18 protein-coding genes are annotated in these 24,133 nt (G+C 52.8%); 10 read left to right on the forward strand and 8 right to left on the reverse strand.

Going from position 1 to position 24,133, the window contains the following annotated elements:
- Nucleotides 1-79 precede the first annotated feature (79 nt).
- The 3 genes from HBA55_RS21360 (at nt 80) to HBA55_RS21370 (ending at nt 5,261) form a co-directional block, all read left to right on the forward strand.
- On the forward strand, nt 80-2,584 hold the full coding sequence (locus tag HBA55_RS21360; RefSeq protein ID WP_166995670.1) for a TonB-dependent siderophore receptor: 2,505 nt from the start codon (nt 80-82) through the stop codon (nt 2,582-2,584).
- Nucleotides 2,585-2,652: 68 nt separating this feature from the next.
- Complete coding sequence (locus tag HBA55_RS21365; protein WP_166995672.1) at nt 2,653-3,690, forward strand: YdcF family protein; 1,038 nt, start codon at nt 2,653-2,655, stop codon at nt 3,688-3,690.
- On the forward strand, nt 3,687-5,261 hold the full coding sequence (locus HBA55_RS21370; RefSeq protein ID WP_206019911.1) for a sodium/sugar symporter: 1,575 nt from the start codon (nt 3,687-3,689) through the stop codon (nt 5,259-5,261). The genes HBA55_RS21365 and HBA55_RS21370 overlap by 4 nt, the downstream gene beginning before the upstream one ends.
- 67 nt (nt 5,262-5,328) lie before the next feature.
- Here HBA55_RS21370 and HBA55_RS21375 read toward each other — a convergent pair whose 3' ends face one another.
- On the reverse strand, nt 5,329-7,011 hold the full coding sequence (locus tag HBA55_RS21375; protein WP_166995674.1) for a hydantoinase B/oxoprolinase family protein: 1,683 nt from the start codon (nt 7,009-7,011) through the stop codon (nt 5,329-5,331).
- Nucleotides 7,011-9,059 carry a hydantoinase/oxoprolinase family protein gene (locus tag HBA55_RS21380; RefSeq protein WP_166995676.1) on the reverse strand — a complete coding sequence of 683 codons (2,049 nt, stop codon included), beginning with the start codon at nt 9,057-9,059 and terminating at the stop codon, nt 7,011-7,013. Before HBA55_RS21380 ends, HBA55_RS21375 begins: the two co-directional genes overlap by 1 nt.
- Nucleotides 9,060-9,283: 224 nt before the next feature.
- On the opposite strand from HBA55_RS21380, the gene HBA55_RS21385 reads away from it, so the two are divergent.
- The 3 genes from HBA55_RS21385 (at nt 9,284) to HBA55_RS21395 (ending at nt 12,458) form a co-directional block, all read left to right on the forward strand.
- The gene (locus tag HBA55_RS21385) at nt 9,284-11,473 is read left to right on the forward strand and encodes a TonB-dependent receptor (RefSeq protein ID WP_166995678.1); all 2,190 of its coding nucleotides are present in this window, start codon (nt 9,284-9,286) and stop codon (nt 11,471-11,473) included.
- 125 nt (nt 11,474-11,598) lie between these two features.
- Nucleotides 11,599-12,117, forward strand: a complete 519-nt coding sequence (locus HBA55_RS21390; protein WP_277345670.1) for a helix-turn-helix domain-containing protein — start codon at nt 11,599-11,601, stop codon at nt 12,115-12,117.
- A 23-nt stretch (nt 12,118-12,140) separates the two neighbouring features.
- Nucleotides 12,141-12,458 (forward strand): cupin domain-containing protein, encoded by a 318-nt coding sequence (locus tag HBA55_RS21395; RefSeq protein ID WP_166995681.1) that lies wholly within the window; start codon nt 12,141-12,143, stop codon nt 12,456-12,458.
- A 35-nt stretch (nt 12,459-12,493) separates the two neighbouring features.
- Here the strand turns inward: HBA55_RS21395 and HBA55_RS21400 are convergent, their stop codons facing one another.
- A complete protein-coding gene (locus HBA55_RS21400; protein WP_206019913.1) occupies nt 12,494-13,690 on the reverse strand; it encodes an MFS transporter in 1,197 nt (398 codons plus the stop codon).
- 157 nt (nt 13,691-13,847) lie between these two features.
- Between HBA55_RS21400 and HBA55_RS21405 the strand changes: the two genes are divergently transcribed.
- Nucleotides 13,848-14,081: a DUF5062 family protein gene (locus HBA55_RS21405; RefSeq protein WP_166995683.1), complete on the forward strand. Its 234-nt coding sequence runs from the start codon at nt 13,848-13,850 to the stop codon at nt 14,079-14,081.
- Here the strand turns inward: HBA55_RS21405 and HBA55_RS21410 are convergent.
- The 3 genes from HBA55_RS21410 to HBA55_RS21420 form a co-directional block, all read right to left on the reverse strand.
- On the reverse strand, nt 14,071-15,633 hold the full coding sequence (locus tag HBA55_RS21410; RefSeq protein WP_166995685.1) for a GMC family oxidoreductase: 1,563 nt from the start codon (nt 15,631-15,633) through the stop codon (nt 14,071-14,073). The genes HBA55_RS21405 and HBA55_RS21410 overlap by 11 nt on opposite strands.
- A 20-nt stretch (nt 15,634-15,653) precedes the next feature.
- A complete protein-coding gene (locus tag HBA55_RS21415) occupies nt 15,654-16,211 on the reverse strand; it encodes a gluconate 2-dehydrogenase subunit 3 family protein (protein WP_166995687.1) in 558 nt (185 codons plus the stop codon).
- Nucleotides 16,212-16,314: 103 nt separating this feature from the next.
- Nucleotides 16,315-18,789 carry a TonB-dependent receptor gene (locus HBA55_RS21420; RefSeq protein ID WP_240946206.1) on the reverse strand — a complete coding sequence of 825 codons (2,475 nt, stop codon included), beginning with the start codon at nt 18,787-18,789 and terminating at the stop codon, nt 16,315-16,317.
- Nucleotides 18,790-19,085: 296 nt separating this feature from the next.
- On the opposite strand from HBA55_RS21420, the gene HBA55_RS21425 reads away from it, so the two are divergent.
- Complete coding sequence (locus HBA55_RS21425) at nt 19,086-19,610, forward strand: winged helix DNA-binding protein (RefSeq protein ID WP_166995689.1); 525 nt, start codon at nt 19,086-19,088, stop codon at nt 19,608-19,610.
- A 7-nt stretch (nt 19,611-19,617) separates the two neighbouring features.
- On the opposite strand, the gene folD is transcribed toward HBA55_RS21425, so the two are convergent.
- Nucleotides 19,618-20,496, reverse strand: a complete 879-nt coding sequence (gene folD, locus HBA55_RS21430; RefSeq protein ID WP_277345662.1) for a bifunctional methylenetetrahydrofolate dehydrogenase/methenyltetrahydrofolate cyclohydrolase FolD — start codon at nt 20,494-20,496, stop codon at nt 19,618-19,620.
- Between the two features lie 48 nt (nt 20,497-20,544).
- Nucleotides 20,545-21,756 (reverse strand): MFS transporter, encoded by a 1,212-nt coding sequence (locus HBA55_RS21435; protein ID WP_166995691.1) that lies wholly within the window; start codon nt 21,754-21,756, stop codon nt 20,545-20,547.
- 380 nt (nt 21,757-22,136) lie between these two features.
- Here HBA55_RS21435 and HBA55_RS21440 point away from each other — a divergent pair, with 380 nt between their 5' ends.
- Both HBA55_RS21440 and HBA55_RS21445 read left to right on the forward strand, forming a co-directional pair.
- Nucleotides 22,137-22,919 carry an enoyl-CoA hydratase/isomerase family protein gene (locus tag HBA55_RS21440; protein ID WP_166995693.1) on the forward strand — a complete coding sequence of 261 codons (783 nt, stop codon included), beginning with the start codon at nt 22,137-22,139 and terminating at the stop codon, nt 22,917-22,919.
- Between the two features lie 6 nt (nt 22,920-22,925).
- Nucleotides 22,926-24,083, forward strand: a complete 1,158-nt coding sequence (locus HBA55_RS21445; protein ID WP_166995695.1) for an acyl-CoA dehydrogenase family protein — start codon at nt 22,926-22,928, stop codon at nt 24,081-24,083.
- Nucleotides 24,084-24,133: the final 50 nt, after the last annotated feature.

Consider the following 24,133-nt stretch of genomic DNA (forward strand, 5'->3'; position numbering starts at 1 on the left):
CACTCAGTGTTGACTATTTGAAACCGGTCTGCGTCAGTCATCAAAAAAATAAATCGGGTAGATTGCGATGAAAGAGAACATGTTATCAAAATCCAGTTTGCACGCGGGTATCAAAAAGGCGACGGCCGGAATTATTCTCGGGTCTTCTTTGGCGATGCAGGCTACCGCGGTAGTTTCTGAAGAAATCGAAGAGATCAGCCTTCTTGATCTAGAGGAAATAATAGTAACGGGTACGGCCGGAAGCACCGTTACCAAGCTGGAATCCTCTATTGCGATTTCGTCTATGAACAATGACGACATTGCCAGACTACAACCCATGAGCGCTGCTGACCTGCTGGAGGTTATTCCGGGTTTCTTTACTGAAGACAGTGCTGGAGAGTCACACGCGAATTTCTCCGCCAGGGGAACCTGGGGCGATTCCAATCGAATGATTGGCATGCACAACGACGGTGTGGCGGTTGCCTACAGTGACATCTTTACTGGCTCCATGATTAAGTCCGATCTGATGACCGAACGGGTCGAAGTTGTCCGCGGCGGTACGGCGGGCATTATCTCCCCAAGGGGACCCACCGCCATGGTCAACTTTATTTCCCGCAAGGGAACCCATGAGCCTGAGGGCATGGTACGTCAGAGCATCAGTGACTATAACATGTTGCGTACCGATGCCTATTACAGCGGGCCATTGAACGAAGATTGGGTTTTTGCCGCCGGCGGTTTCTACCGCACGCAGGACGGCGTACGCGATCGCGGTTTCAAGGCCGATGTGGGCGGGCAATTTCGTCTCAATATGACCCGGGAACTTGAAGATGGTGAACTCACATTAAGTCTTCACGTGGTTGACGATCACAACGCATTTTACCTGCCGACGCCAATGACGGACAAAAGTGATCCGGACGGTATTCCCGGTGGCATTGACGCGCTTACCGGCACCCTGGCCAGCGCCGACGTCAAGAACGTCAATCTGCGCTCCCCCGATGGCATGGTTCGTTATGATCTGCAAGACGGTTTTCACACAAAAGCCAATACCTTTGGGGTGGATCTTACCAAGGGAATCGGTAATTCCGGATGGACGGTAAAAAATCAGTTTAAATACATGTCCTACAAGGGCGACGGACATGCAATCTACCCCAATGGCGATGGACAAATTCAGTTGGCCTCAGACCGCCTCAGCGCACTGGCGTCGGACGCAGGCCTGGACCTGTTTGGTTACTTTCCCACTGCGACATCTTTGGCATACGCCTACGCGGATACCGGAGAGATCATCAATAATCCCGATCAGATGAATGGAAACGGCCTGACTAACCTGCTGACGTATCGAAATTTTGGTTATCATGTGGATCAGTTTGTTAATAATTTCAATCTGACCTACGAAAGCGAGAAAAACACTTATACCATTGGCTCGGTTATTATTGACGCTGTTTACGATAAGCTGTACCGAAACCAGCACAAGTACCTTGCAGAGCTGACTGACGATGCCCGCCGGCTTGACGTGGTCGCACTGGACGCTAATGATGATATCGTCGGTTATTATACGAGCAATGGATTTACCGACTTCTTTACCGAAGCGACGGATGCCAGTGTCGATCTAAGGTCTGTCTCGCTCTATTTTATGGACGAGTATCAGGTCAATGACAAGCTCCGTGTTGACTTCGGGGTCCGCTATGAAGAGCTGGAAGTGGATACCGTTGGTCGAACTGTCTCTAACGATGTTGCTATCGCCGAATCCCTGAATGACCCCTTGGTTTATTCGGATGATACCGTAGGTGCCTGGGCCGATGGCGGCCAGTTTGCCATGACTCCTCGCAAAGAATCAGATTTCGGCTGGTCCGTAGGTTTTAATTACAAACTCAGCGACAATATCGCCATTTACAGCCATTACACCGATACGTTTATGTTCCGCTCCGACCTCTTGGGTGAGGCCATCAACGCCTCCCGTGGTAACGATGTGACCGACGCCCAGGAGCAGGCCAAGAGCGAACTGGAATTTTTCGAAATCGGCATGCGCTACAACGGCGATAATTTGGGGGCATCTGTGACTCTGTATACCACTGAGTTCACCCAGTCAGCCAACTTGACCATCGATGATCAACTGGTGGAAATCACCTTTGGCACCGAGTCGGTGGGTATCGAATACGAAGCCACCTGGCAGCCCACAGATTGGATGACGTTGGATCTGAGTGGTGTGATTCAAGACGCAGAATACGACGGCATTGTCGGAGGCGTTGATGCTACCGGGAACCAGGTGAATCGCGTTGCCAATGAACAGATTCGCATTACCCCGACCTTTCATATCGGCGATGCCGATGTGTTTATGACCTACCACTATATGGGTGACCGCTATGGCAATGCCGCCAACACCAGCGAGTTACCTGCATACTCCACACTGTCGGCGGGCTTTGAGTACCAGTTCAGCGACGATATCTCCTTTATGTTGAAGGGAACCAACTTGACCAATGAAGTGGGTCTCTCAGAGGGTAATCCGCGCGACGTGAGTCAGCTAACCGGTGGGGATATTGAAACCAACTTTTACGCCAGATCCATTTTCGGCCGTACCATTACCGGTTCCGTCAGTATAGCGTTCTAACCGGGTTCCTGACTTATCCCTGCACGATCCAAAATGGCTTGTGCAGGGATCTTTTTCTAGGAGGTATCATGTCAAATACGCGCTGTTTATTAGCGGGGTTACTGCTTCGGCCTGTTCTCGCGTTTATTGTTGTGATCTCGGGAGTTTCCGCGTCAGGTATTGATGACTATACTGACGATCCTGAATTTCGTCCTGTGGTGGCGGCATTTCATAAGAAAGACAAAACTGAGTCCTTTGAAGCATTGAACAGGCTGCTGCAAACGCGGCCCAATAACGCAGACGCTTTCAGACTGGGTATGCTGGTGGCAACAGGCTTTGATCAGTATGACGAATTGTTTCAATTTTCGGATTCGCTGCTGCGCGTTCACCCGCAAGACAAACAAGGTCTGGGTCTCACTCTCTTATACAGCCGCGCCCTGGAAAAGTACGATCTCTATGTTTCCACCCTGGTGTCCCTGGAAATGCAGGCTCCGGATCTGTCGAGGGCGATGGTGAGTATCATCGACGACGTCGAAGACCAGTGGTCATCCAGGGGGCGGATTGAGCATTTGTTAAAAGAGACTGCAGCTCATTTGGGAATTCTGGCATTGGGGTCACCCGCCAACGACGACGGTACCCCCAAGCCACGCTTGAAGAATACCCTGAAAAAAACACTGGAACTCGCCTCCACCTATCCAGCCGCCCCCATCTTTGTCAGCGGTGGTGCCGTATACTCACAATTTACTGAAGCCGTGGCCATGAAGAACTGGCTCATCCGGAAGGGTGTGGATGGCCATCGAATTGTGGTTGAAGACCTTGCTCGCGACACCGTGGGCAATGCAAAGAACATTATGCCTCATCTGAGCGAGAGAAAGGTCAGCCATTTGTTACTGGTGACGGTCGATTACCATCTGCCGAGATCAACGTTAATCTTCGACGGAGTTTTCCAAAAACATGGGCACGATGTCGAGCTGATTGGGGTTGCGGCGGATAGCGATCTAAAGGGCCCGCCACTGTTGCAACGCCTTAAACTGGAAAAAATCGCCAGTTATCGGGACAGAAGTCGGGCACTGGGACTCTATTCTCATCAGGAGTTTGAAAACCTTAATGTGATACCGGAATTATGAACAAAGATTTGCAGCTCTCGATCATTGATATCTCCCTGTTTCTTGTCTATGTCGCCGCGCTTATTGCTATCGCTTACTGGGTATCACGGGAAAGGGACGGCCACGATAAGGACTCAAAGGATTACTTCCTGGCAGGTAACAGCCTGCCATGGTGGGCCGTAGGCGCCTCTTTAATCGCGGCCAATATTTCAGCGGAACAGATCATTGGCATGTCCGGTTCAGGCTACGCCATCGGTCTCGCCATTGCCTCCTATGAATGGATGGCGGCGATCACCTTGATCGTAGTGGGCAAGTATTTTCTTCCCATTTACTTCAAACGGCAGATCTATACCATGCCCCAGTTTTTGGAGGAACGATACGATGCCCGGGTAAAAACCACCCTGGCCATTTTTTGGTTGGGAGTCTATGTGTTTGTCAACCTGACCTCGGTGCTTTGGCTTGGAGCATTGGCAGTAAATACCGCAACGGGAATCGATATGCTCTATGGCATGATTTTTCTGGGAGCCTTCTCGGTTGCCTATTCCCTCTACGGCGGGCTCAAGGCTGTTGCATTAACCGATATTATTCAGGTCGTAGTGTTAATACTGGGTGGCGTGATTCTGTCTTATATTTGCCTGGACCTGATTGGCGCAGGCCGTGGCGTCTTCTCAGGAGTTATGACGTTGATGGATCAAGCCCCCGGAAAATTCAATATGATTCTGGAGCGCGACCATCCCCATTACGTCAGCTTGCCCGGCATCTCGGTGTTAGTGGGTGGCATGTGGGTGATGAATCTGTCCTATTGGGGATTTAATCAATATATTATTCAACGTACGTTGGCAGCCAAGAGCCTTGAGGAGGGACAGCGGGGAATCACCTTTGCCGCGTATCTCAAGTTATTGATGCCAATTATCGTGGTTCTGCCCGGCATTGCGGCGGTGTTGCTGGCTCCGGAACTGGATCGCCCAGACCAGGCGTATCCCACCATGATGCAGCTTATGCCCGAAGGGGTAAAGGGGCTGGTATTCGCGGCATTGGTTGCCGCCATCGTGTCATCTTTGGGGTCAATGACAAACAGTATTGCCACCATTTTTACGATAGATCTTTATTCGTCGGTGAAGCCAGGCGCTACCGAAAAACACTATGTGAGAGTGGGGCGCTGGGTCAGCCTCGGCGCGTTGGTTGCGGCCATGATTTGCGCCAAACCGCTATTGGGAAACTTTGATCAGGCATTTCAATATATCCAGGAATTTACCGGCTTCTTTACACCGGGTATTGTGGCACTGTTTCTGTTAGGTATGTTCTGGAAGAGGGCTACCGCCAATGCTGCGCTGGTGGCAGCCGTAGGCTCAGCAGTGCTGTCATTGGCATTCAAGCTGTTGTTTCCCGAGCTGCCGTTTATTGACCGGGTCGGCGTCGTCTTTATCGGATGCCTTATCCTGCCCATCCTGGTGGTGATTTGGGAGCAGGCAGGTGAACACCGCAATTCGGTGGATCTGGCAGACATCAAGTTTACCACCAGTCGCAGCTATAACGCGCATTGCGTCAGTGTGTCGCTGATTCTGGCCGCGTTTTATGTCACTTGGTGGTAGAAAGATTGAGGCGATGGTAGGGCTCCCGGCAGCATCGGATTCAGGACACTGGGGAGCCCGTCCTCAATTAACGTCCATACACTCTCTGTGCCTGCTCAGACGTGATATAGCCGTTTTTAAGATCTTCTGCTACCGCCTGCGGCGATCTTAGAGACGGATCACCCCATCCGCCCCCAGTCGCTGTCACCATCCGCACCACATCGCCTTTTTTCAGGGGCACACGGGCCGCCTTGCCATATATCTCCGGAGGATCGCAGGGTTGCCCTCCCCGCAGTATTTCCACGTAATTGGAGGACCCCTGCAAACCGCCATCAACTCCCCAGGGGGGGAATTTAAAGCGACCAAAACTACCGGTAAAAAATGCTTCCTCGCAACACACTTCGTATTCCAGATAATTGCCCTTGCCGCCCTGATACCGACCAAAACCGCCGTCTTCGTTATGGAAGGCGTACTGATTCACTTTAACCCCGTAGCGCGCTTCGGTGATTTCCACCGGGAAATTATAAGTTTCACCATCAGCGATGGAGAACTGCCCATTGAGTCCGTCGCGATCTTTCATGGCGCCCCAGCCACCGACAAGGGGCCCAACCAAAATGGTGGGCTCGCCGGTCGCCGGATGGGTACCGGAGAGAATAAACGCACAAACCGACAGCAAATGCCCGGCGCTTAATCGTTCCGGGATGTGCTCCGCCAGTGCCTTCCAAATCAAGTCTTCGGCATAGAGCATGGTCTCCCAGTAGGTTGAAACCGGGGCGGGGCGCTTGGCACTGAACACGGTCTCCTCGGGACAAATCACTTCCAGGGCGCGGAAGCATCCTCCATTGGCCGGGATTTTTGGATTCGTCATGGCCTTAAAGATGGTTCTTACCGCAGACACCAAACCGGATCGTGAGGTGTTGATGGGGCCCAGTGCCTGGGGCGCGCTGCCGCTGAAGTCTGCAACAAACTTGTCTTCAGTGATGTCGATCTTTACACATACCTTTAGAGGCTCATCACCCAGGCCGTCGTCATCGATCCAATCTTCGGCATAGAAGCTGCCTTTGGGGAGCTTGCGAATTTCTGCCGCGATCATGGTCTCGCCGTATTCAAGCAATTCGTCCATAGCCCGCTTGACCGTGTGTTCACCGTACTTGGAAAAGAGATCGTGCAGTCGCCCCTCGCCCACATTATTGGCAGCCATGCCTGCCCAGAAGTCGCCCATGGAAGATTCCGGCATACGGATATTGGCTTTCAGGATATCGATCACCGAATCCAAAGCATCGCCTTTTTCAAAGATCTTGACAGTAGGCAGCTGAATGCCTTCCTGAAAGATCTCTGAGGCGTTGGTGGTGAAGCTGCCCGGGGACATACCACCCACGTCCACCCAATGGGCTTTGTTGACGGTAAAGGCCACCAATTGGTCGTTAAAAAAGACAGGCTTGGCGATAGCCACATCACATAAATGGGTGCCGCCGCCGGAGTAGGGGTCGTTGCCGACAAATACATCGCCTTCGTAAATATTGCCCTGAAACTTGGCTAAAATGTCTTCTACGAGTGAGTCGATCATGCCCAAAAAGACAGTGGTGCCATTGCCCTGGGCGATCAGATCGCCCTTGGCGTCGGTAACACCCACGGAATAATCCAGGGCCTCGTAGATAATCGGACTCATGCTGGTGCGGCTCATGGCCGCAAACATTTCATCGCCAATGGCGATCAGTGAGCTTTTAATGATTTCAAGGGTATAGGGGTTGTCCTGTTCGATCGCTGGCATCAGTCCTGGCCCTCAATGAGAATATGAATATTGCCATAGGCGTCCATACGCACCTGTTTATGGGGTGTGATGACGATGGTGTTGGTTGCGTCCTCGATAATTGCCGGGCCAACAAAACTCATGCCCGGTTCGAGCCTGGCCAGATCATAGATGTCGGCTTCGTGAATACCCTGGTCATCGAAATCCACTTTTCGCACCGCCTTGCGGGCGTCTTCCAGGCTCGCGCCGGTGGTGGCTTTCTCAACCAGTGGTTGTTTCTCGATTTTGCCGAACACCACCACATGGTAGTTCACCAGTTCAATGGGATTATCCAGGGTAAAACAATATTCCCGCTCGTGGGCACGGTGAAATTCCTGGCAGGCCACTTTCAGGGCTTGCTGGTCGATGTTGCCATCGGCCAGTGGGATTTTGATGGTGTGTTCCTGCCCCAGATAGCGCATATCGGCATAGCGTTCAACGTACATCTGTTCACGTTGGATGCCCTCGTTTTCGCACTGTTGCTGTGCGGCACAGGCAATATCGTTATAGCGTGAATCCACTGTGGCGGGGTCGCATTCCTTCAGGTTTTCAACCGAGGTCTGTAGAAAATCCCGACGCAGGTCACTCATCAGCATGCCCCAGGCGGAAAACACCGAGGCGTTTACAGGCACAATCACCTTCTTCACTTTCAGCTCTTCGGCCAGCGCCACCGCGTGCATGGCGCCGCCGCCGCCGAATGCGATCAAGGAAAAGTCCCTCGGGTCGTATCCTCTGTTTAATGACACCAGCTTCAGCGCGTTCACCATATTGGCGTTGGCAATGCGAATAACCCCGCGGGCCACTTCCTCGTGGCTACCGCCCAGTTGTTGCGCCAGTTTATCGAAGGCGTTGTACAGTGAGTTCCAGTCCGGTTTTTGTTCGCCTCCGAGAAACAGTTCCGGGTTAATGCGACCCAGCAGCAGGTTGGCATCCGTGGTGGTGGCGTTATCGCCTCCGCGCCCATAGGCGGCCGGCCCTGGGCTGGAACCGGCAGACTGAGGTCCCACGTGCATACGGTTGCCTTCGTCGATCCAGGCGATACTGCCACCGCCATTGCCAATTTCCACCAGATCCACGACCGGGGTGCGGATAGGGTATCCGGGATTTTCCCGATCCCATTCAATTCGGTATTCGGTGGTTATCTGAGCTTTGCCTTCGTGGATCAGTGCACATTTGGCGGTGGTGCCGCCAATATCCAGGGCGATCAGGTTCTCTTCGCCAATGATCTGGCCGATTGATGCCGCCCCCAGCATGCCGCTGGCGGGCCCGGATTCCACCAGGGTAATGGGGTCTGCGAGGGTGCCTTTTACGGTTGCCACACCGCCGTTGGATTGCATGATAAAGGGGCTGGGTTTTAGACCCTTTTCGTGCAAGTGAGATTCGAGGCGACCCAAATAGCGGTTGGTGATGGGCAACACATAGGCGGAAAGAACGGTGGTGCTGGTACGCTCATATTCACGCCATTCTCGGCAGACTTCGTGGGAGGCAATAACGGCGGCCTGTGGCCAGAGCTCCAGAACACGTTGCTTGATCTGCTGCTCGTGAATCGGATTGACGTAACCGTGCAGCAGGCATATCGCGATGGCCTCCACCTGTTCAGCGCGCAGATGCGCCACAATCTCGTCCAGTTCCTGCAGCTGCACCGGCGTGCTGACTTCGCCATCGTAACTCAGACGTTCGGTCACCTCATGACGTAAATACCTTGGCACAAAAGGCGCCGGCTTTTCAAACGCGATGTTAAACAGATCCGGCCGGTTGCCGCGGGCGATTTCCAAAACATCTCTAAAGCCTCGTGTGGTGATCAGTGCGGTCTTGGAACCTTTACGGGACAACAGGGCATTGATGACCACTGTGGTGCCGTGGGCAAAGTAATCAAACTGAGCGGCATCCAGGTCTGACTTATCAATGGCGTTGAGCACGCCCTGCTCAAAATTTGGGGGGGTTGTGTCTGCTTTTACGGTACGAACGCCATTGGCATCCACACAAACGAGGTCGGTAAAGGTACCACCTACATCTGTTGCTACACGCATATCTCCTCCGGAGTTACCTCTTGTTTAAAAAGCGTCGTTTTAAAAAAACGCCTGTTTAGTGCATTTAATTATTAATCTAAAGCACATATTTAAACTGTATCAAAAAATTTGACGGCAGCAAAGATTTTACTCTAGAATGAATTCCGTAGACTCAAGTGACTTAAGCTTAGATCACACACAAACCATAAAAAGACATCAGACAGATGAGAGCGGGAGAATTGATAATGAAGAGAAACTTGCCTTTTAGCCGTCGCCTACTGTGCAGCGTCATTGCCTGTACCGGCTTCACCGGGATGGCTTCTGCTGAGGAGGAGGCTGCTGCCTTTACCATTGAAGAGGTAGTGGTCACTGCGCGCAAACGCGCCGAAAGCCTGGAAGATGTACCTGTGGCGGTGTCAGCGTACACCGAGGGCATGATTGAGGACGCAGGCATTGAACGCCCGGGCGACTTTCTGGCGCTGACCCCCAATGTGACCTTTGTTGAGTCCGAGAGCGCCGGTACCAGTTTTCTTACGGTCCGTGGAGTGTCACAGGTGCGCAATGGTGAATCCCCGGTGGCGGTGGTGATCGATGGCGTTTTGATGACGGATCCAGGTCAATTCAATCAGGAGTTATTCGATATCCAGCAGATCGAGGTACTGAAAGGACCACAGGGCGCTTTATACGGTCGCAACGCCATCGGCGGCGCCATCAATATTACTACCAAGCAGGCGGCCACCGAACCGGAAGCAAAGTTGACCCTGGGGGCTGGCAACGGCAATCGCCTGAAGGGCAACTTCTCTATGAGTGCGCCGATTATTGAGGATGAGCTCTATCTGCGGCTGGCCGGCAGTTATGTGGAGCAGGATGGACATATTGACAATGAGTTCCTGAACAAAGAAGTGGACTTTTACGAAGACAAGAGCCTGCGCGCAAGGCTCACCTGGGAACCCAGCGATGAACTCAGCGTGGATGTGCGTTATGGCTACGCCGAAACCGAAGGGGGAGCGCTCAACTTTGTGGTCAACAGTGGCGATGCCGATGACACCCGTGTACCGATTCGGGCCAATCGCCTGGGGACCAATGAACGCGAGCTGGAAAACGCCTCGATCAAAATCGATTACGAGCTGGGGTTTGCCACCCTGACTTCAATAACCTCCTGGAATTCCCAGGAAGAGTTTTACGCGGCGGACGCCTACCCCTATGAATGTACGCCGGTATGCCCGCTAACCGCGGAAAACGCACCTGTTAATCACTTCTTTGACAGCGCTTTCGGCTTTGTATTGGACCAGGTGGTGAGTGTCTTTACCGACATCGAAACGGTCAGCCAGGAGCTGCGTCTGACCTCGTCCGCAGAAAATGACCTGCGTTGGATTGCCGGGGTCTACTTTTTGGAAACCGAACGTTTTCGCGGGTTGCCGACGGAAAACGACCTGGGCCAAGCCTACAATCGCGATGTCTTTGACAGCTATACCGTCTCCGGAGCCGCCGATGACAATGACAATACCGCCTGGGCGGCATTTGGGCAGATGAATTACGACGTCAGTGATCAGTGGGAAGTATCCTTTGCGCTGCGTTACGATAAAGACGAACGCGAACAGCAGGACGTGGCCCCGGCGGCATTTTCCAGTACCTCCGGTTTGACGCGCAATGAAGAGTACTCTGAATTGCAGCCCAAGTTTACGCTCAAGTATCAGCCCAACGACGACTTCAATGCGTTTTTTGTGATGAGCAAAGGCTTTCGCAGCGGCGGGTTCAACCAGAACGGCGTGGCGGCGCTGGCGGCCTCTGTCGGTATTGAAGGCATCAGCGATGACTACGAAAAGGAAGTGTCACACAATGTGGAGCTGGGCTTTAAGAGTACCTGGATGGACGGTCGCATGAAGTTGAACGGTTCGCTGTTCCGCACCGATATCGAAGACCAGCACTTCTTCCAGTTTATTGGTGCCATCAATCGCCAATTGCTCAATAACATTGATGAAGTCACACTGCAGGGGCTTGAGTTCGACGCCCGCTACCTCGCCACTGAGTCACTGGATTTGTACCTGGGATTCGGAGTGACGGACAGCGAGATCGAAGACTATACCGTAACACCGGGAGACGAAGGCAACTGGGCACCTTATGTGGCCAAGACCACACTCAACCTCGGTGGTCAGTATAACTTCACCGTGAGCGATGGTATCGACGGTTTTGCCCGGCTGGATTTTGAACGACGCGGCCAGCAGTATTGGGACACCGCCAACTCCAGCGCGCGCAGTCCCATTGAGCTCATCAACCTGCGGGTAGGATTGTCTTCCGAGGAGCACGCCTGGTCAGTCACCGCCTGGGCCAAAAACCTGACGGACGAAGAATACAACGCTGAGTACGTTAATGGTGGCTTTGCAGTGATTGCACCGCCCAGGACTTATGGCTTGGACGTGACCAAGCGATTCTAGGCAAATATTTCGCGTATATTTCAAAGGACGATTTCTCTATAATTCGGCGGAGATTTCAGATTGAGTAGTGGGAGTTCATCATGGTTTTAGGGGCAAAAACAGCCAGCACCCCACCAGTGGGGTTGATGTTGAAAAGCCGGCGCAAGGAGCTGAAGATGACGCTCCAGGACCTGGCGGAAAAGTCCGGTCTGTCAGCGCCGTTTATCTCGCAGGCGGAGCGCAACCAGACCATCCCTTCCATGGTGTCTCTGGTCAAGCTCTCCCAGGCTCTGGATGTGGACGTGAAGTACTTTATGGAAGTGCCTCACGACGATTCCATCGTCCACCGGGCGGGAGAGCTGACAGAAGTGGAGATGGACTCTCCGGTGACCTACTACAATATGAGCTCGGATCTTACCAATCAGCAGATGGATTCCATTCTGATGGTTATCCCTCCTGGCCACGAATTCCCCGTGGATCAGCGGGACGGTGAAGATCTGCTCTATGTTCTGGAAGGTGAACTATACGCCGAAGTGGGTGATGTGAAGACCACGCTTAAAGCGGGGGATTCCATGCACTTTAATTCCAACGTTCCCCATACGGCCGTTAATCAATCGGACAAGGACGTCAAGTTGTTGTATGTGGGAACGCCCAGCATTTTTTGACCAATTTGAGGCGGTAGCAGTCAATGCAGCAAATCAATATCAGCTATCCGGAAGCCAACGAAAAACTCAAAACACTGCTCACACTGAGTAAAACCCACCATAAACAACACGAGGTCGGAACCGGCTTTCTCAAAGCCGGAACCCGCATGCCGGATGCGGGAAAATCCGCGCACGCCCGCCACGAAGTGTCCATCATTGTCGATGGTATGCTAAAGACCAGCTCCGGTGGCCAGACGGTTCTTCTTCAAGCGGGGGATATTGTCTCCATCCCCGAGTTGCAAGAGCAATCCACCGAGGTAGTGGAAGACACTCGTCTTATCTACATCTTCTTCGATAAATAATTTTGCAAGGTGATATCTTCTTCTGAGGGCGGAAGTCAGTTGCTGGCGAGGGCTTCCCCTTCTTGAGTCTCCTCTGGAGAAACGCCGGTTTCCGGAAGATAAAAGCTGCCCACAAACAAGGTGGTACTGATAACGGCGATCAAAGCGAATGCCATTTCATAGCTACCATTGTTGACGTCCACCAACCAGCCAAACACCCACAACACCAGTGTTGCCACCAGGTAACTGACGGCGTAAAAGATACTGAAAATCACAGTAACGCGGGTGCCATTCATACCCGGCAGTTCCTGAGGTAGGGTAATCAGAGCGGCATAGGGCATAAAAATGCAAAACCCTAATACCATGGCGCTGACATTTTGAACCATGGAGTCGGCAGAAAAGCTCAAACCCAGGATTGCCAGGGTCAGGGCAACACCCGACCAGCGGATCAGCGGAAGACGCTTGGGAAAACACTGATTGTAAATAATACCGGCCAGTGTCCCCAAAATTCCGAAGCCGATTACAGAGGTGCTTTGCGCAATACCCGCTTGTGGGTAGAACGTAAACACGCAGATGTAAAACGCCAGCAGGCCAGAAAAGGTCAGTGCATAGATCCAGACGAACGGGTCCTTGAGCCCTTCCCAATACCCATAGTGTGGCTCTTGATTTTGAGTGGTTTTCTGCTGCGGGCTTCGGTCCTTAAAGTCCACCAGTGTCCACAGTCCGGCAAGTACCAGGCTGACAACAGAAAAAGTGGCGAGTGTGTTTTGCCAGCCACCGGTCAGAGCGTTAATGTCCTGGATTAACCAAAGTACGATACCTGTCCCCACATTGAACGCAACCGCGTTGATACCGTTGATGGTGGGCCGCTCCCTGGGGCTGAACCATTGCATCACAATGGGGTTGAAGTAGACGATCATCAACGCTCCGCCCAAGCCCATGGCAAAACGGCTGAGCAACAGGAGTTCGTAATTGGGTGAGAAGGGCGTCAGAAAACCGAACCCGACCATAAGTGCAGACACCAAAAAGGCCCACTTAACACCGACTCGCAATGCCAGCAAAGCTGCAGTAAATGTACCGACTATTTTAGCCAAAGTCACGGCACCACTGAGCAGGCTGGCAGAAGCCATGGACTGTACATTCATGGCCTCCATAATCTCAGACATATTGGCGGTGCCGCCTACCCAGGCCATGGCGAACAGAACATAGCTCAGAAAGGCGATCGTCTCGACGTAATACTTATTGCGAATCACAAGGGTTCCTCCGAGTATGGAGTTACCATACATGACAGGTGGTTCATGTGTCAATAAGTTGCACCGGCAGCGACAATAATAAATGCTATGATGCCGACATAGGGTTCTGATAGCTTATGAGAAATAGCTTTCATTCCATTTTTTCCCGGAGGGAATTGTGAAAAAACTAAAGAATGAGAAAGAGCTGCTAAAAAAAGCAATCGCCGATGGCGTCGCCTACGGCGAAAAGCGCGGAGTGGTTGAATTCGAACCGACGGATTCAGCCAGTGAGAAGGTCGAATACATATACCGATTGCTGGTTCACGACAAAGTCATTCAGCCCCTGCCTGAAGATCAGGTGTCTCAGAAATCCATGCGGCATAAGCTGGCGATCTGGGCCTCTAAGCATTAGCAATACGGTCGGCGGCTCTATCCGCGAGCGCATGCAGTGTGAAGGTCGGGTTGACGCCGCCAGATGTCGGGAATAATCCCGCCCCGGCGATAAACAGATTGGGCAGGTCGTGGGTCTGTCCATAGCTGTTGGTGACGGAGCTTCCTGAATCATTGCCCATAATGGTACCACCCATGATATGCATGGAGTTGACGCGGGAGGACCAAACCTCTTGAGCGCCTGCCGCCTCGAAGATTCGCTCACCTTGTTGTCGGGATTTCTCTGCCAGGGCCAGGCTCTCATCAGCGAAGCGGTGTGAGACCTGCGCCAGAGGCACACCATTGGAGTCAAACCGTTGAGTTGAGAGTCTTACTTTGTTGCTCGCGAGAGGCAAACCTTCGCATACGGAGGTCATGGTAGCGAGATGACTGGAGGCCTGTTGCATAAATGCTGTCAGCTCAGAGCCGAAGAGCCCCGGACGACAATTGGCGTAACCCAACAGATCATTGGGCTTTTGCGCCTGAGCAATCAACCACTGGAAACTGCCGAAGGCCTGTTGACCGTGCCGGTTTTTTTCGTATCCGTCCTGGCAGAGCAGCTGCCCGCCGGTCGCACCCAGAAAGTTTTCGGTTTGTTCCTCAAACAGTCCGTAAATAGAAACGCTGGGATGACTCATCAGGTAGTCCCCGACCCGCCCACTGCTGTTGGCCAGCCCCTGAGGGTGATGCTTGGTGGCTGACGCCAGAAGAAGTCTCGGATTTTGCACCGGGTTGGCTGCAAGAATCACGTTTTCGGCGATCAGTGTGCGAGTTTTTCCATCGGCCGTTACGTAATCAACTCCCGTTGCCCGCTGTCCGCTGGTGTCGGTCAAGATTCGCGTGACGCAGGATTCGTGGCGCAGCTCGGCACCGGCTTTCAGCGCCCGCGGTAAATAGACCGCCAGAGGGTTGGCGAGGGCACCTATGGGGCAACCCGCGTCACACCACCCGTCCCACAGACAACCGCCTCGCCCCCGATAGGGCTGGCTGGTGATTCCCAGAGGCACGGGCGATGTTCGCAACCCCAGCTTGTGAAAGCCCCTGGCAATGATGCGCCCCTGGGCGAAAGTTGGCACTGGCGGCAGCGGATAGGCTGCACCTTCCGGGCGCCAGTGTTCCGTCTCTGCGTCACCCGAGACGCCGACTTCCTTTTGCACAAGGTCGTAATGTTTACGAAGATCCCGATAGCGGATTGGCCAATCCAGCCCTTTACCATGATCACTGGCGACGGAAAAATCCTCCGGGTGCATTCGCGGCCAAACGGCGTAGTGGTGAGTGGCGCTGCCGCCGGTTCCACGGCCGGTATTGAAGTGATAGCCAATGGGGTGTTGACCCTCGTCTACTACCGGTTCTCCATCCCATTTGAGCTTGCGTGCCCATATTTGAGAGCTAACCAGATCGCTGCTACGACGTTGCTTACCCGCTTCCAGGATCACCACCGCTTGACCTGCCTCTGCCAGCCTGGCAGCCATCAGGCTGCCGGCGGCTCCGGAGCCGACAATAACAACATCTACTTCTTCCAACAGTTGTTGCATAACTTATGCTCCGGCTCTGTTTACCAGTTTGTGGAAGGCTCGATATGAGCCATATAAGGAATACTTAACGCTTCTGACCCTGCTTGCGTGCCGTAGAGAACATCACTGGCGTCTGCTCGCAGAACAAATAAAAAAAACGGGGCGGGAGGGCCTTGCCAGCCACTTGGATCTCCGCGGGTTGCCTGATTGAACAGTTCCTGTGCCTGCGTTCTTTCCAGCGCGTGGAAGTTGGCTCCAAACATTTGTTGGGCACTCACCTCGAACCCAACCAGAGCATTAAGATAAAATTCCCGATAGGGTGCTTCAATACCCAAGTAACGAATCATCAATAGGCATTCGTCTGCGGGTCGACTCAGTTGCTGATCAATGAAATGAACAACGCCTGCCTCCGTTGACCCTGGCAACGTCAACTCTGCTACATGGTGGAGTGTCAGCGCGTGTTTGTCTGAGAGAACCTGAAACGGAATGTTTTGGGCTCTCGCCTGTGCGGGAGTCAGCATCAGGGTTTTGTTGCCAACCACAAAAGCCAGCGAGCCCATAGCTCCCATGCGCAGAAGAGATCTTCGCGTAGAGTTCATGACAATGGTACCGGTAAAGGCGCCCGAATAGATAGGCGCCTGTAGTAAAAACGAAAGTAAAAACGAAAGTAAAAAACGACAGCAAAAAACGCTTGCTGCCCGATCAGAAATTCCGACGGATGCCCACGGCTATTGAACGAGGGGCGCGATAGGACACTTCGTTACAGCCGCACAGTGTTGCCAGATCGAATCCCTGTACGCCAGCGCGTTCATCGCTGATGTTGCGAAGAGCCAGTGAGGTTTCCCAAAGTTCATCAGGACTGCTCCAGGATAGTCTCGCATTACCGATGACATAACTGTCAAATTTGTCCGCGTCGAAATTACGCAGGTTGTAGTAGAACTCATCGGAGTAGGCTACATCACCCTGTATCGCCATGGTGCCGCCAAAAGCGTCCCATTGGTAGCGAACCAAAGCAGTGACTTGTAATTCAGGCGCGTAGGTGGGTTTCACGTCTCGGGTAATCGATGAGTTGACGCTTAGGGGAACATCCTGAACCTCTGCGTCAAACCAGGCAGCACTGAATAATGCATCCCAGCCTTCGGCCGGTGAAGTTTGCAGCTCCAGCTCAACTCCCAGATTAGTCGCGTCATTATTGATCACTACGCCACCGACACCGGTGAACAGGAAGCTTTGATAATCTTTGTAGTCGTAGTAAAACACGGAACCGTTGAGGCGGGTAGTACCCTCAAACCATGTCGATTTAAAACCTGCCTCGTAACTGGTCAGGACTTCTTCCTCGTAGGGAATATCCGCGTTGCCGCCCGGTAGAGAAAAAAATGTTCCTGCCAGGGGCGCATTAAAGCTGCCTGCTTTAACGCCACGATTGATGCCCGCGTACAGCAGAATATCGTTTTCCAAGCGGTAATCCAGTTGTAACTTTCCAGTCCAGAAGGTATCGGAAGAATCCGTTTCCAGACTGTTCAATGTAATTCGCTCACCCTGGTGAATACGATAAGAGCTGTTGGATGCATAGAGCCCCTGAGCCATTTCGTAGTCTTTGTCTTCTCGAGTCAGGCGAGCTCCGGCAATCAGTGTCAGTTGTTCATTCAGGTCCAATTCCACTTGACCAAAAACTGAGTAGGAGTTGGTTTCCAGTTCGGCGTCTACCGAGATATCACCACCGTCGGTGTAGTGGGGCGGAAAGGCGCCAAACACCAGCGGCAGACTGTTGATCGGCGCTTTCAGACCATTGTCGGAGTCGTTGTCGATGTTGAGGTAAAACAGGCCGGCTACCCAACGTGTGCTTTCACTCTCACCGCTAATGCGCAGCTCCTGCGTGAAGCTGGTGGAGTCGGTGGCGGCATAGTTGGCAAGCTGGTTGACTGGCGCAGAATCTACATCAATAAACAACAGCTTTTCATAGGACTTGTAGTCCGTAATGGAAGTTAACGTGGTCGTGTCGTTGAGATCCCAGGTGACCTTTGCGTTTAAACCCCAGGTTTCCACTTCGCCATGATCATCGAAGGCAAAGTCGCTGGAAAAGCTAAAGTCGTCTCCGTCAGGGTCGAGATAGCCAAAGAAGTCTCCGCCCGCAACCGGCCGTGGCGCCACATTGGTAAAGGTGCCGGAGTCGCCCTGGTCCGAGCCAGCATCCAGCGTTGTACCCTGCACAATACTTTCGCGGGTCTCGCCGCTCGGCGTATCTATAACGTTGATGACCTCGCCGCCGTTGCCGGGCAGGTCGCTAAAGACGGCAATGGTGGATTTGGACTGATAGGGACCGGTGGATACCTCCGAGTGAGCATAATTGGCAGACACCAGCACTTCGATATCTTCGCTTGGTTGGAATAGAAAACTGAGTCGTCCGGCCAGGGTGTCATCATCCCCCAAGTCGGCGCCGGCACCTTCACCCGGTGCGTTATCCTCGCTCAAACCAACGCTTTCGCCCCCGAAGGCGCTTTCCGGGTAGCGGTTTTTGAGGTAGGGATCTTGTCGATTGTATTTAACCGCCAGGCGCGCCGCTGTGTTTTCTGTCAGTGGACCACCGTAGGCGGCTTCTATGGTGAGCTTGTTGGCGTCGGCATCGGTATCGAACTCGCCGTAGCTGACATCCACATAACCATCGTGTTCATCCAGGCTGGGTTTGTTGGAAACGTAGTGTGCCAGTCCCCCCGTTGCGTTGCGCCCAAACAGCGTCCCCTGCGGGCCTTTGAGAATCTCTACGCGCTCGATATCAAACACGGCAAAGGTCTGGGCCTGGGCAATGGCCAGATAACCTTCATCGAGATACACGGCATTGGGGGCTTCAATAATATCGTTAAAGTCGTTTTGGGTTACGCCTCGTATCGAGAACTGCACATTCTGACCCGCCAGGTTACCGCTGATATGCACGCCGGGTGTTACGGTGGCGATATCAAAACTCTCCTCCACGCCCAGCTTGCTGAGCTGGTCTCCGGTAAAAGAGGTGATGGCGATGCCCACATCCTGCTGACTTTGTTCTCGCTTCTGTGCGGTAACGACAACCTCCTCGAGCACAGAGCCTGCCGCCGGCAGTGACATTAATGCCGCCAGGCCGACAGCCAGCGATAAGGGGGAGCGTGGTGGCTGGCGCCGGACGATAGTTGGTCCTATGAACATCTCTACATTTCCTCTTGCCGTTATTTATTGTTTTACGGTGTTCTTAACCCTTTGGCCGACTACACAACTATCCAGCCATGAGTGTTGGTAAATAGAATTACATAAATTTAATGCGTAAATCAACTATTAAAATGACCAATAAAATAAAGGAATAAGAGATATGTAGTCATCAATTTATTGTGCATAATAATGTTAACGGCGGTCGGACCTGTGGAATCGCTCCGGATAAAGGTTGCCAAGATAACCGTTCTTGAGATTTTTTGTTTTAATATCAATAAGTTAAGAGGGGTTTGAGTATGCATGACAAACACTGGCATATGGCGACCAACGAGCATGAGGTCTGCCTGACAGAGTTTGAGTTTGCACTATTGCGAGTCAACGAGGCCTTTAACCGCTGGATGGACGATTGTGCGGCCTGCAGCAGCAACGAAAATGTGAATGGTATGGATTTCGCTGTGCTCAACATCATCCATATGCACGACCGGCCCAAGGGCATCACGGAAATCAGTCGCCTGATGAACCGTGAAGACACCTCCAATATGCAGTACTGCATCCGCAAATTGATGAAAGCCGATCTGATTGAAAAAGTAACGACGGGCGGTGTAAAAAAAGGTGCGACCTACCAGGTGACTGAGGCGGGTAAAGCCATGACCAGCCAGTACGTGTCACTGCGCAAAAACCTGCTACTCTCCCTGACGGCACAAATTTCTAACAGTGAAGGAAAGCTCGAAGACGCCTCGCAAGTGCTGAACCTGATGTCAGGCCTGTATAACCAGGCCTCCTGCCTGGCAGCCACTCACCGGCTTCCGAGTCATCCGTGAGGGCGCGTCAAGGAATTGCTATCCCTCGCTGACTGCAGCTTGCTGTCAACGTATTCTGCAACAAACAGGCTATGGTCATGGGGCCAACACCGCCGGGCACCGGGGTGATAGCGCCGGCAACTTCCTGTGCCTCAGCGTAGTCTACGTCGCCCACCAGTTGGGTTTTTCCGGCGGCGGTGTCGATACGATTGATACCCACATCAATCACCGTCGCACCGGGTTTAATCCAATCACCTTTGATCATTTGCGGGCGGCCAACAGCGGCGACAATAATATCCGCATCGGAACACAAGCTGCCAAGATTCTCAGTGCGGGAATGGGCAAGGGTCACTGTGCAGTTTTCCTGCAGTAGTAACAGGGCCACCGGTTTGCCAACAATATTGGAGCGGCCAATCACCACGGCGTGCTTGCCGGACAAATCATCCCCCAAGTGTTGTTTGGCCAGGATAATACAACCCTGTGGGGTACAGGGCACCAGGGCTGCGGTCTGCCCGTTCATTAATCGTCCGGAATTGATGGTATGAAATCCATCCACGTCTTTTTCCGGAGCGATAGTTTCAATCACCGCATTTTCGTCGATATGCGCAGGCAAGGGCAGCTGCACCAATATCCCATTTACAGCAGGATCATTATTGAGTTGATCGATTCTTGCCAAGAGTTCTGCCTGTGAGATGTCCGGGGGCATGCGATACTCCATACTCTTCATACCCACTTCCAGTGTCTGGCGTACCTTGTTACGGACATACACCTGACTGGCCGGGTCTTCACCGACCAGAATAACAGCCAACCCGGGCTGCAGGTCATATTGTTCTATAAGAACTCTTACCGAGTCCGCTATAGATTGACGCAGATTTTCCGCGGTTGATTTTCCGTCTATAACCATCATTGTTCTCTCTCAGTTAGATGTGATTCCAAGGCGGCCTTCCGGCGTTGGTCAGCTGGAGCTGAGTGGTACGGCCTTGAGGTCTGAAGATCGGCGTGTCAGGTACAGCTCTGTGGCTATAAAGATAACCGTACTGATAATGGCGGTGACAGCCGCAAGAAGATAGACGTAGGCGTAGCTGCCATCAATGATAAGATTCCCTGCAAGCGCGGGACCAATGGCGGAGCCCAGGAGCTGGCAGGCAGGTATCAGCGGAGTAAAACGCCCTCTACTGTCTCCCTCGGTAATGATCGTCATTTGAAAGGGGAGGACAAAATTCCAGGCCGCCGCATAGAAGAAAACCGCTGTCCCAAAACTCCAGGGAGTTTTACAGATGGGCAGGAGGTAAAGCGATGCGACGCAGGCTACAGTGGCTCCAATGATAGGCCAGCAGCGACCAAAACGCGTTCCTATGGCCGATGCCAGAAACGCACCAGCGGCGCTGAGTACCAGCGTAATTCCAAAAATAGCACCCAGCTCCCCACTGGTTATTCCACCCTGGATACCGATGCGTTCGAGAAACGCCCATACGCCGGACTGGCCAATAAAATAGAGCATCATGCCCGAAATTCCCCAACAGACGGCACCGTTGGAACCGGTACCTTTTGTCACATTGGCAACTGGAAGCCGTTCGGCGCCTTTGGCATCGTTCTTCGGTAACCGCGGTATCAATAACATCGAAGCGATGGCCACTCCCGCCAGAGCGAACATGACGCCTTGAAAACCCCATTCGGGGACAACAAAAATAGGTAGCAGACAGGCGCCTATGCCTGCCAGGGTTACCTGGATACCTATGCCATAGCCAAACGATTGATCGGGATTGTCGGTATCGCCCAGGCACGTCAGCACACAGGACACGATGCTGGCATTGGTCACCCCCAACAGGAAAAATGTAACCAACAAACTGTTGTACTCGAGGTGACCGGCAATAGCATAAATGGAGGCTGAGATGAGTGTCGTGAGGAACACCACTTTGCGCCAGTCCAAGCGCCTGACCCAAAACACCGCCGATATATTGGAAAGTGTTGAACCCGCCATATAGATCGAGCCCAGATACCCGATCTGTTTTTCGTTGAGTCCGAGGCTGTCCGCGGCAGAACCGAGGATCAATGGCAACATGTTGTAAATCAGGTAGGCAATTGCCAACAAGGTCGCCGCTGAAAAAACCGTTGAGGGTTTGTTGATCATCTCGGTGGCGGGATGGGGGCTGGAAGATTGTGTCACTGTATTCGCTCTCGATATGAGTTCAAGGTCATGCCTGATGTTTATCTGAATACTACTGAAGTTAGATATACGTTCAATAGGCCGGAAGAGCAAAGGCGGGGAGTGGCTGCTCAAACACTCGATTATGGCCCTGGTGCCGTTAACCTAACCTATTGAAAACGTGAAGGTTTGTGGTGCGGATCTATCGTTATCACCCTTTCGGGTAGGGTGCAGATGATTGAACGAATATCTGATCTGGATATGATAAAAAACATCTCGCCAATCTGCTCTTGTGCCGAGGCCGGCCTACCTGTTTCGGTCTCGGTTTTTTTTCACGGCGCGGTGGTTGAGAGACTTGCTTGGTGGTGAGCACGAAAAGCAAGAACGATAGGAGAGCAACGATGAGTTCAGTCAGTTCTAAACTTAAAGATGGTGTTTACCGGGTAACATTGAACCGTCCCGAGCAACGTAACGCACTGAATCTTGAAACAGTTGGTCAGCTCAGTGAATGCCTGGATGTTGTCGAAACGAATCAGGACATTCGTTGTCTGGTGATCACAGGTGCGGGCAGCGGGTTTTGCGCGGGTGCCGATGTGGCCGAATGGGCGCAAGCCGAGGCGCGCGGTGAACTTGAAACCTACGGCTGGACCGAGGCCACACATGCACTAATGGCAAAGCTGTCCGCTTTGTCGAAACCAACCGTTGCGGCGATCAATGGCTCGGCCGTAGGAGCGGGGCTCGACCTGGCTTTGAACTGTGATTTTCGATACGCGGTGGCCCACGCCAAATTTAAGCCGGGTTATACCGGTATGGCCTATTGTCCCGACGCGGGAGCCAGTTGGCATTTGCCGCGTTTGATCGGTATCGCCGCGGCCAAGCAGTTTTTGTTCTTTGATAAAGCCTGGACCGCAAACCAGGCACTGCAGGCCGGTATGGTGACCGCTGTCCTCGAAGAGGATGAATGGGAAGATGAGCTGGCCCATGTAGCACAGACTTTAGCGTCGGGGCCGACTTTCGCGTTCGGACAAACCAAGCAGCTGTTATTGCAGTCGGCGCGATCATCATTGCCTGACCACTTGGCGTTGGAGCAGCAGGCGGGTCTTTTGTGCGGGCGTACTGAGGATGCGGCAGAAGCCCTGCGTGCGATTTCGGAAAAGCGAACGCCAATTTTTATGGGGAGGTAAACGATTATGAATTTTGAATTAACGTCAGAACATGAAATGCTGGTCAGCTCAATTCGGGCCTTTGTGGAGCAGGAGTTGCTGCCCTATGAGGCGGAAGTGGATCACAACGATCAGGTTCCTCCGGAACTGGCGGCCCAGATTCGAAACAAGGCGTTGGAGATGGGTTTTTACGCGTTCAATATGCCCGCAGAAGTGGGTGGGGGTGGTTTGGATTATGTTTCTCAAGCCCTGATTGAACGAGAGTTATCCAAAGTGAGTTGGGCGTTGCATGTGTTTGTGGCAAGGCCTTCAAAAATTCTGATGGCCTGCCAGGGCAGCCAAATTGATGACTATCTCAAGCCCTGCGTGCGCGGTGAGAAAATTGATTGTTTTGCGCTCACCGAACCGGATGCAGGATCGGATGCGGCGAGTATCAAAACCCGCGCTGAACGGGATGGCGATCACTTTGTCTTGAAAGGCAGCAAACACTTTATCAGCCACGCCGGGCATGCGGACTTTGCCATTGTCTTTGCGGTAACGGGCAACAAGGAAGTCAAAGGGCGTGTCAGAAATGAAGTCACGGCGTTTTTGGTGGACACCAACAGCAAAGGCCTGGAGATTCATCGTGGGCCCAAGTGTGTCAGTAATCGTGGCTACCATACCTACGAATTGTTTTTTGATGACTGCAGGATCTCTGCCGCCAATATCCTGGGGGAAGAAGGCAAAGGCTGGGACGTTGCCAACGACTGGTTGTCTGCAGGTCGCGTCATGGTGGCGGCCAATTGCGTGGGGCAGGCCCAGCGTGCCATGGGCGAGGCCGTGGCCTGGAGTGCAGAGCGCCAACAGTTCGGACGTGCCATTGGCAAGAATCAGGGTGTCTCTTTTAAACTTGCCAATATGGCCACAGAGATTCGGGCCGCGGATCTGATGACCCTGTACACCGCCTGGAAAATGGATCAGGCTAGCATGACCGACGGTGATGCCGCCATGGCGAAACTGTTTGCCAGTGAAATCCTGGGAAGAGTCGCCGATGAGGCGGTGCAGATATTTGGCGGTATGGGGTTGATGGATGAACTGCCCATTGAACGTATCTGGCGCAATGCTCGGATTGAAAGAATTTGGGAGGGGACTTCCGAAATTCAGCGTCACATCATTTCTCGCGAATTACTAAGGCCTTTTGAATAGAGAACGGCTGTTTGGGGCCTGGCGGCAGGCCCCTTTATCCGCCCGATATT

Origin of the sequence: Pseudomaricurvus alkylphenolicus (assembly GCF_011683955.1) — a bacterium.
Lineage (GTDB): Bacteria > Pseudomonadota > Gammaproteobacteria > Pseudomonadales > Cellvibrionaceae > Pseudomaricurvus > Pseudomaricurvus alkylphenolicus.

Bases quoted from the DNA above. Each gene is read 5' to 3' on its own strand.
- HBA55_RS21370 (WP_206019911.1), top strand. From the start codon at position 3,687: ATGAACAAAGATTTGCAGCTCTCGATCATTGATATCTCCCTGTTTCTT.
- HBA55_RS21415 (WP_166995687.1), bottom strand. From the start codon at position 16,211: ATGAACTCTACGCGAAGATCTCTTCTGCGCATGGGAGCTATGGGCTCG.
- HBA55_RS21395 (WP_166995681.1), top strand. From the start codon at position 12,141: ATGCAGCAAATCAATATCAGCTATCCGGAAGCCAACGAAAAACTCAAA.
- HBA55_RS21440 (WP_166995693.1), top strand. From the start codon at position 22,137: ATGAGTTCAGTCAGTTCTAAACTTAAAGATGGTGTTTACCGGGTAACA.
- folD (WP_277345662.1), bottom strand. From the start codon at position 20,496: ATGATGGTTATAGACGGAAAATCAACCGCGGAAAATCTGCGTCAATCT.
- HBA55_RS21420 (WP_240946206.1), bottom strand. From the start codon at position 18,789: ATGTTCATAGGACCAACTATCGTCCGGCGCCAGCCACCACGCTCCCCC.
- HBA55_RS21375 (WP_166995674.1), bottom strand. From the start codon at position 7,011: ATGCCAGCGATCGAACAGGACAACCCCTATACCCTTGAAATCATTAAA.
- HBA55_RS21445 (WP_166995695.1), top strand. From the start codon at position 22,926: ATGAATTTTGAATTAACGTCAGAACATGAAATGCTGGTCAGCTCAATT.
- HBA55_RS21390 (WP_277345670.1), top strand. From the start codon at position 11,599: ATGTTGAAAAGCCGGCGCAAGGAGCTGAAGATGACGCTCCAGGACCTG.
- HBA55_RS21425 (WP_166995689.1), top strand. From the start codon at position 19,086: ATGCATGACAAACACTGGCATATGGCGACCAACGAGCATGAGGTCTGC.
- HBA55_RS21365 (WP_166995672.1), top strand. From the start codon at position 2,653: ATGTCAAATACGCGCTGTTTATTAGCGGGGTTACTGCTTCGGCCTGTT.
- HBA55_RS21360 (WP_166995670.1), top strand. From the start codon at position 80: ATGTTATCAAAATCCAGTTTGCACGCGGGTATCAAAAAGGCGACGGCC.
- HBA55_RS21410 (WP_166995685.1), bottom strand. From the start codon at position 15,633: ATGCAACAACTGTTGGAAGAAGTAGATGTTGTTATTGTCGGCTCCGGA.
- HBA55_RS21380 (WP_166995676.1), bottom strand. From the start codon at position 9,059: ATGCGTGTAGCAACAGATGTAGGTGGTACCTTTACCGACCTCGTTTGT.
- HBA55_RS21385 (WP_166995678.1), top strand. From the start codon at position 9,284: ATGAAGAGAAACTTGCCTTTTAGCCGTCGCCTACTGTGCAGCGTCATT.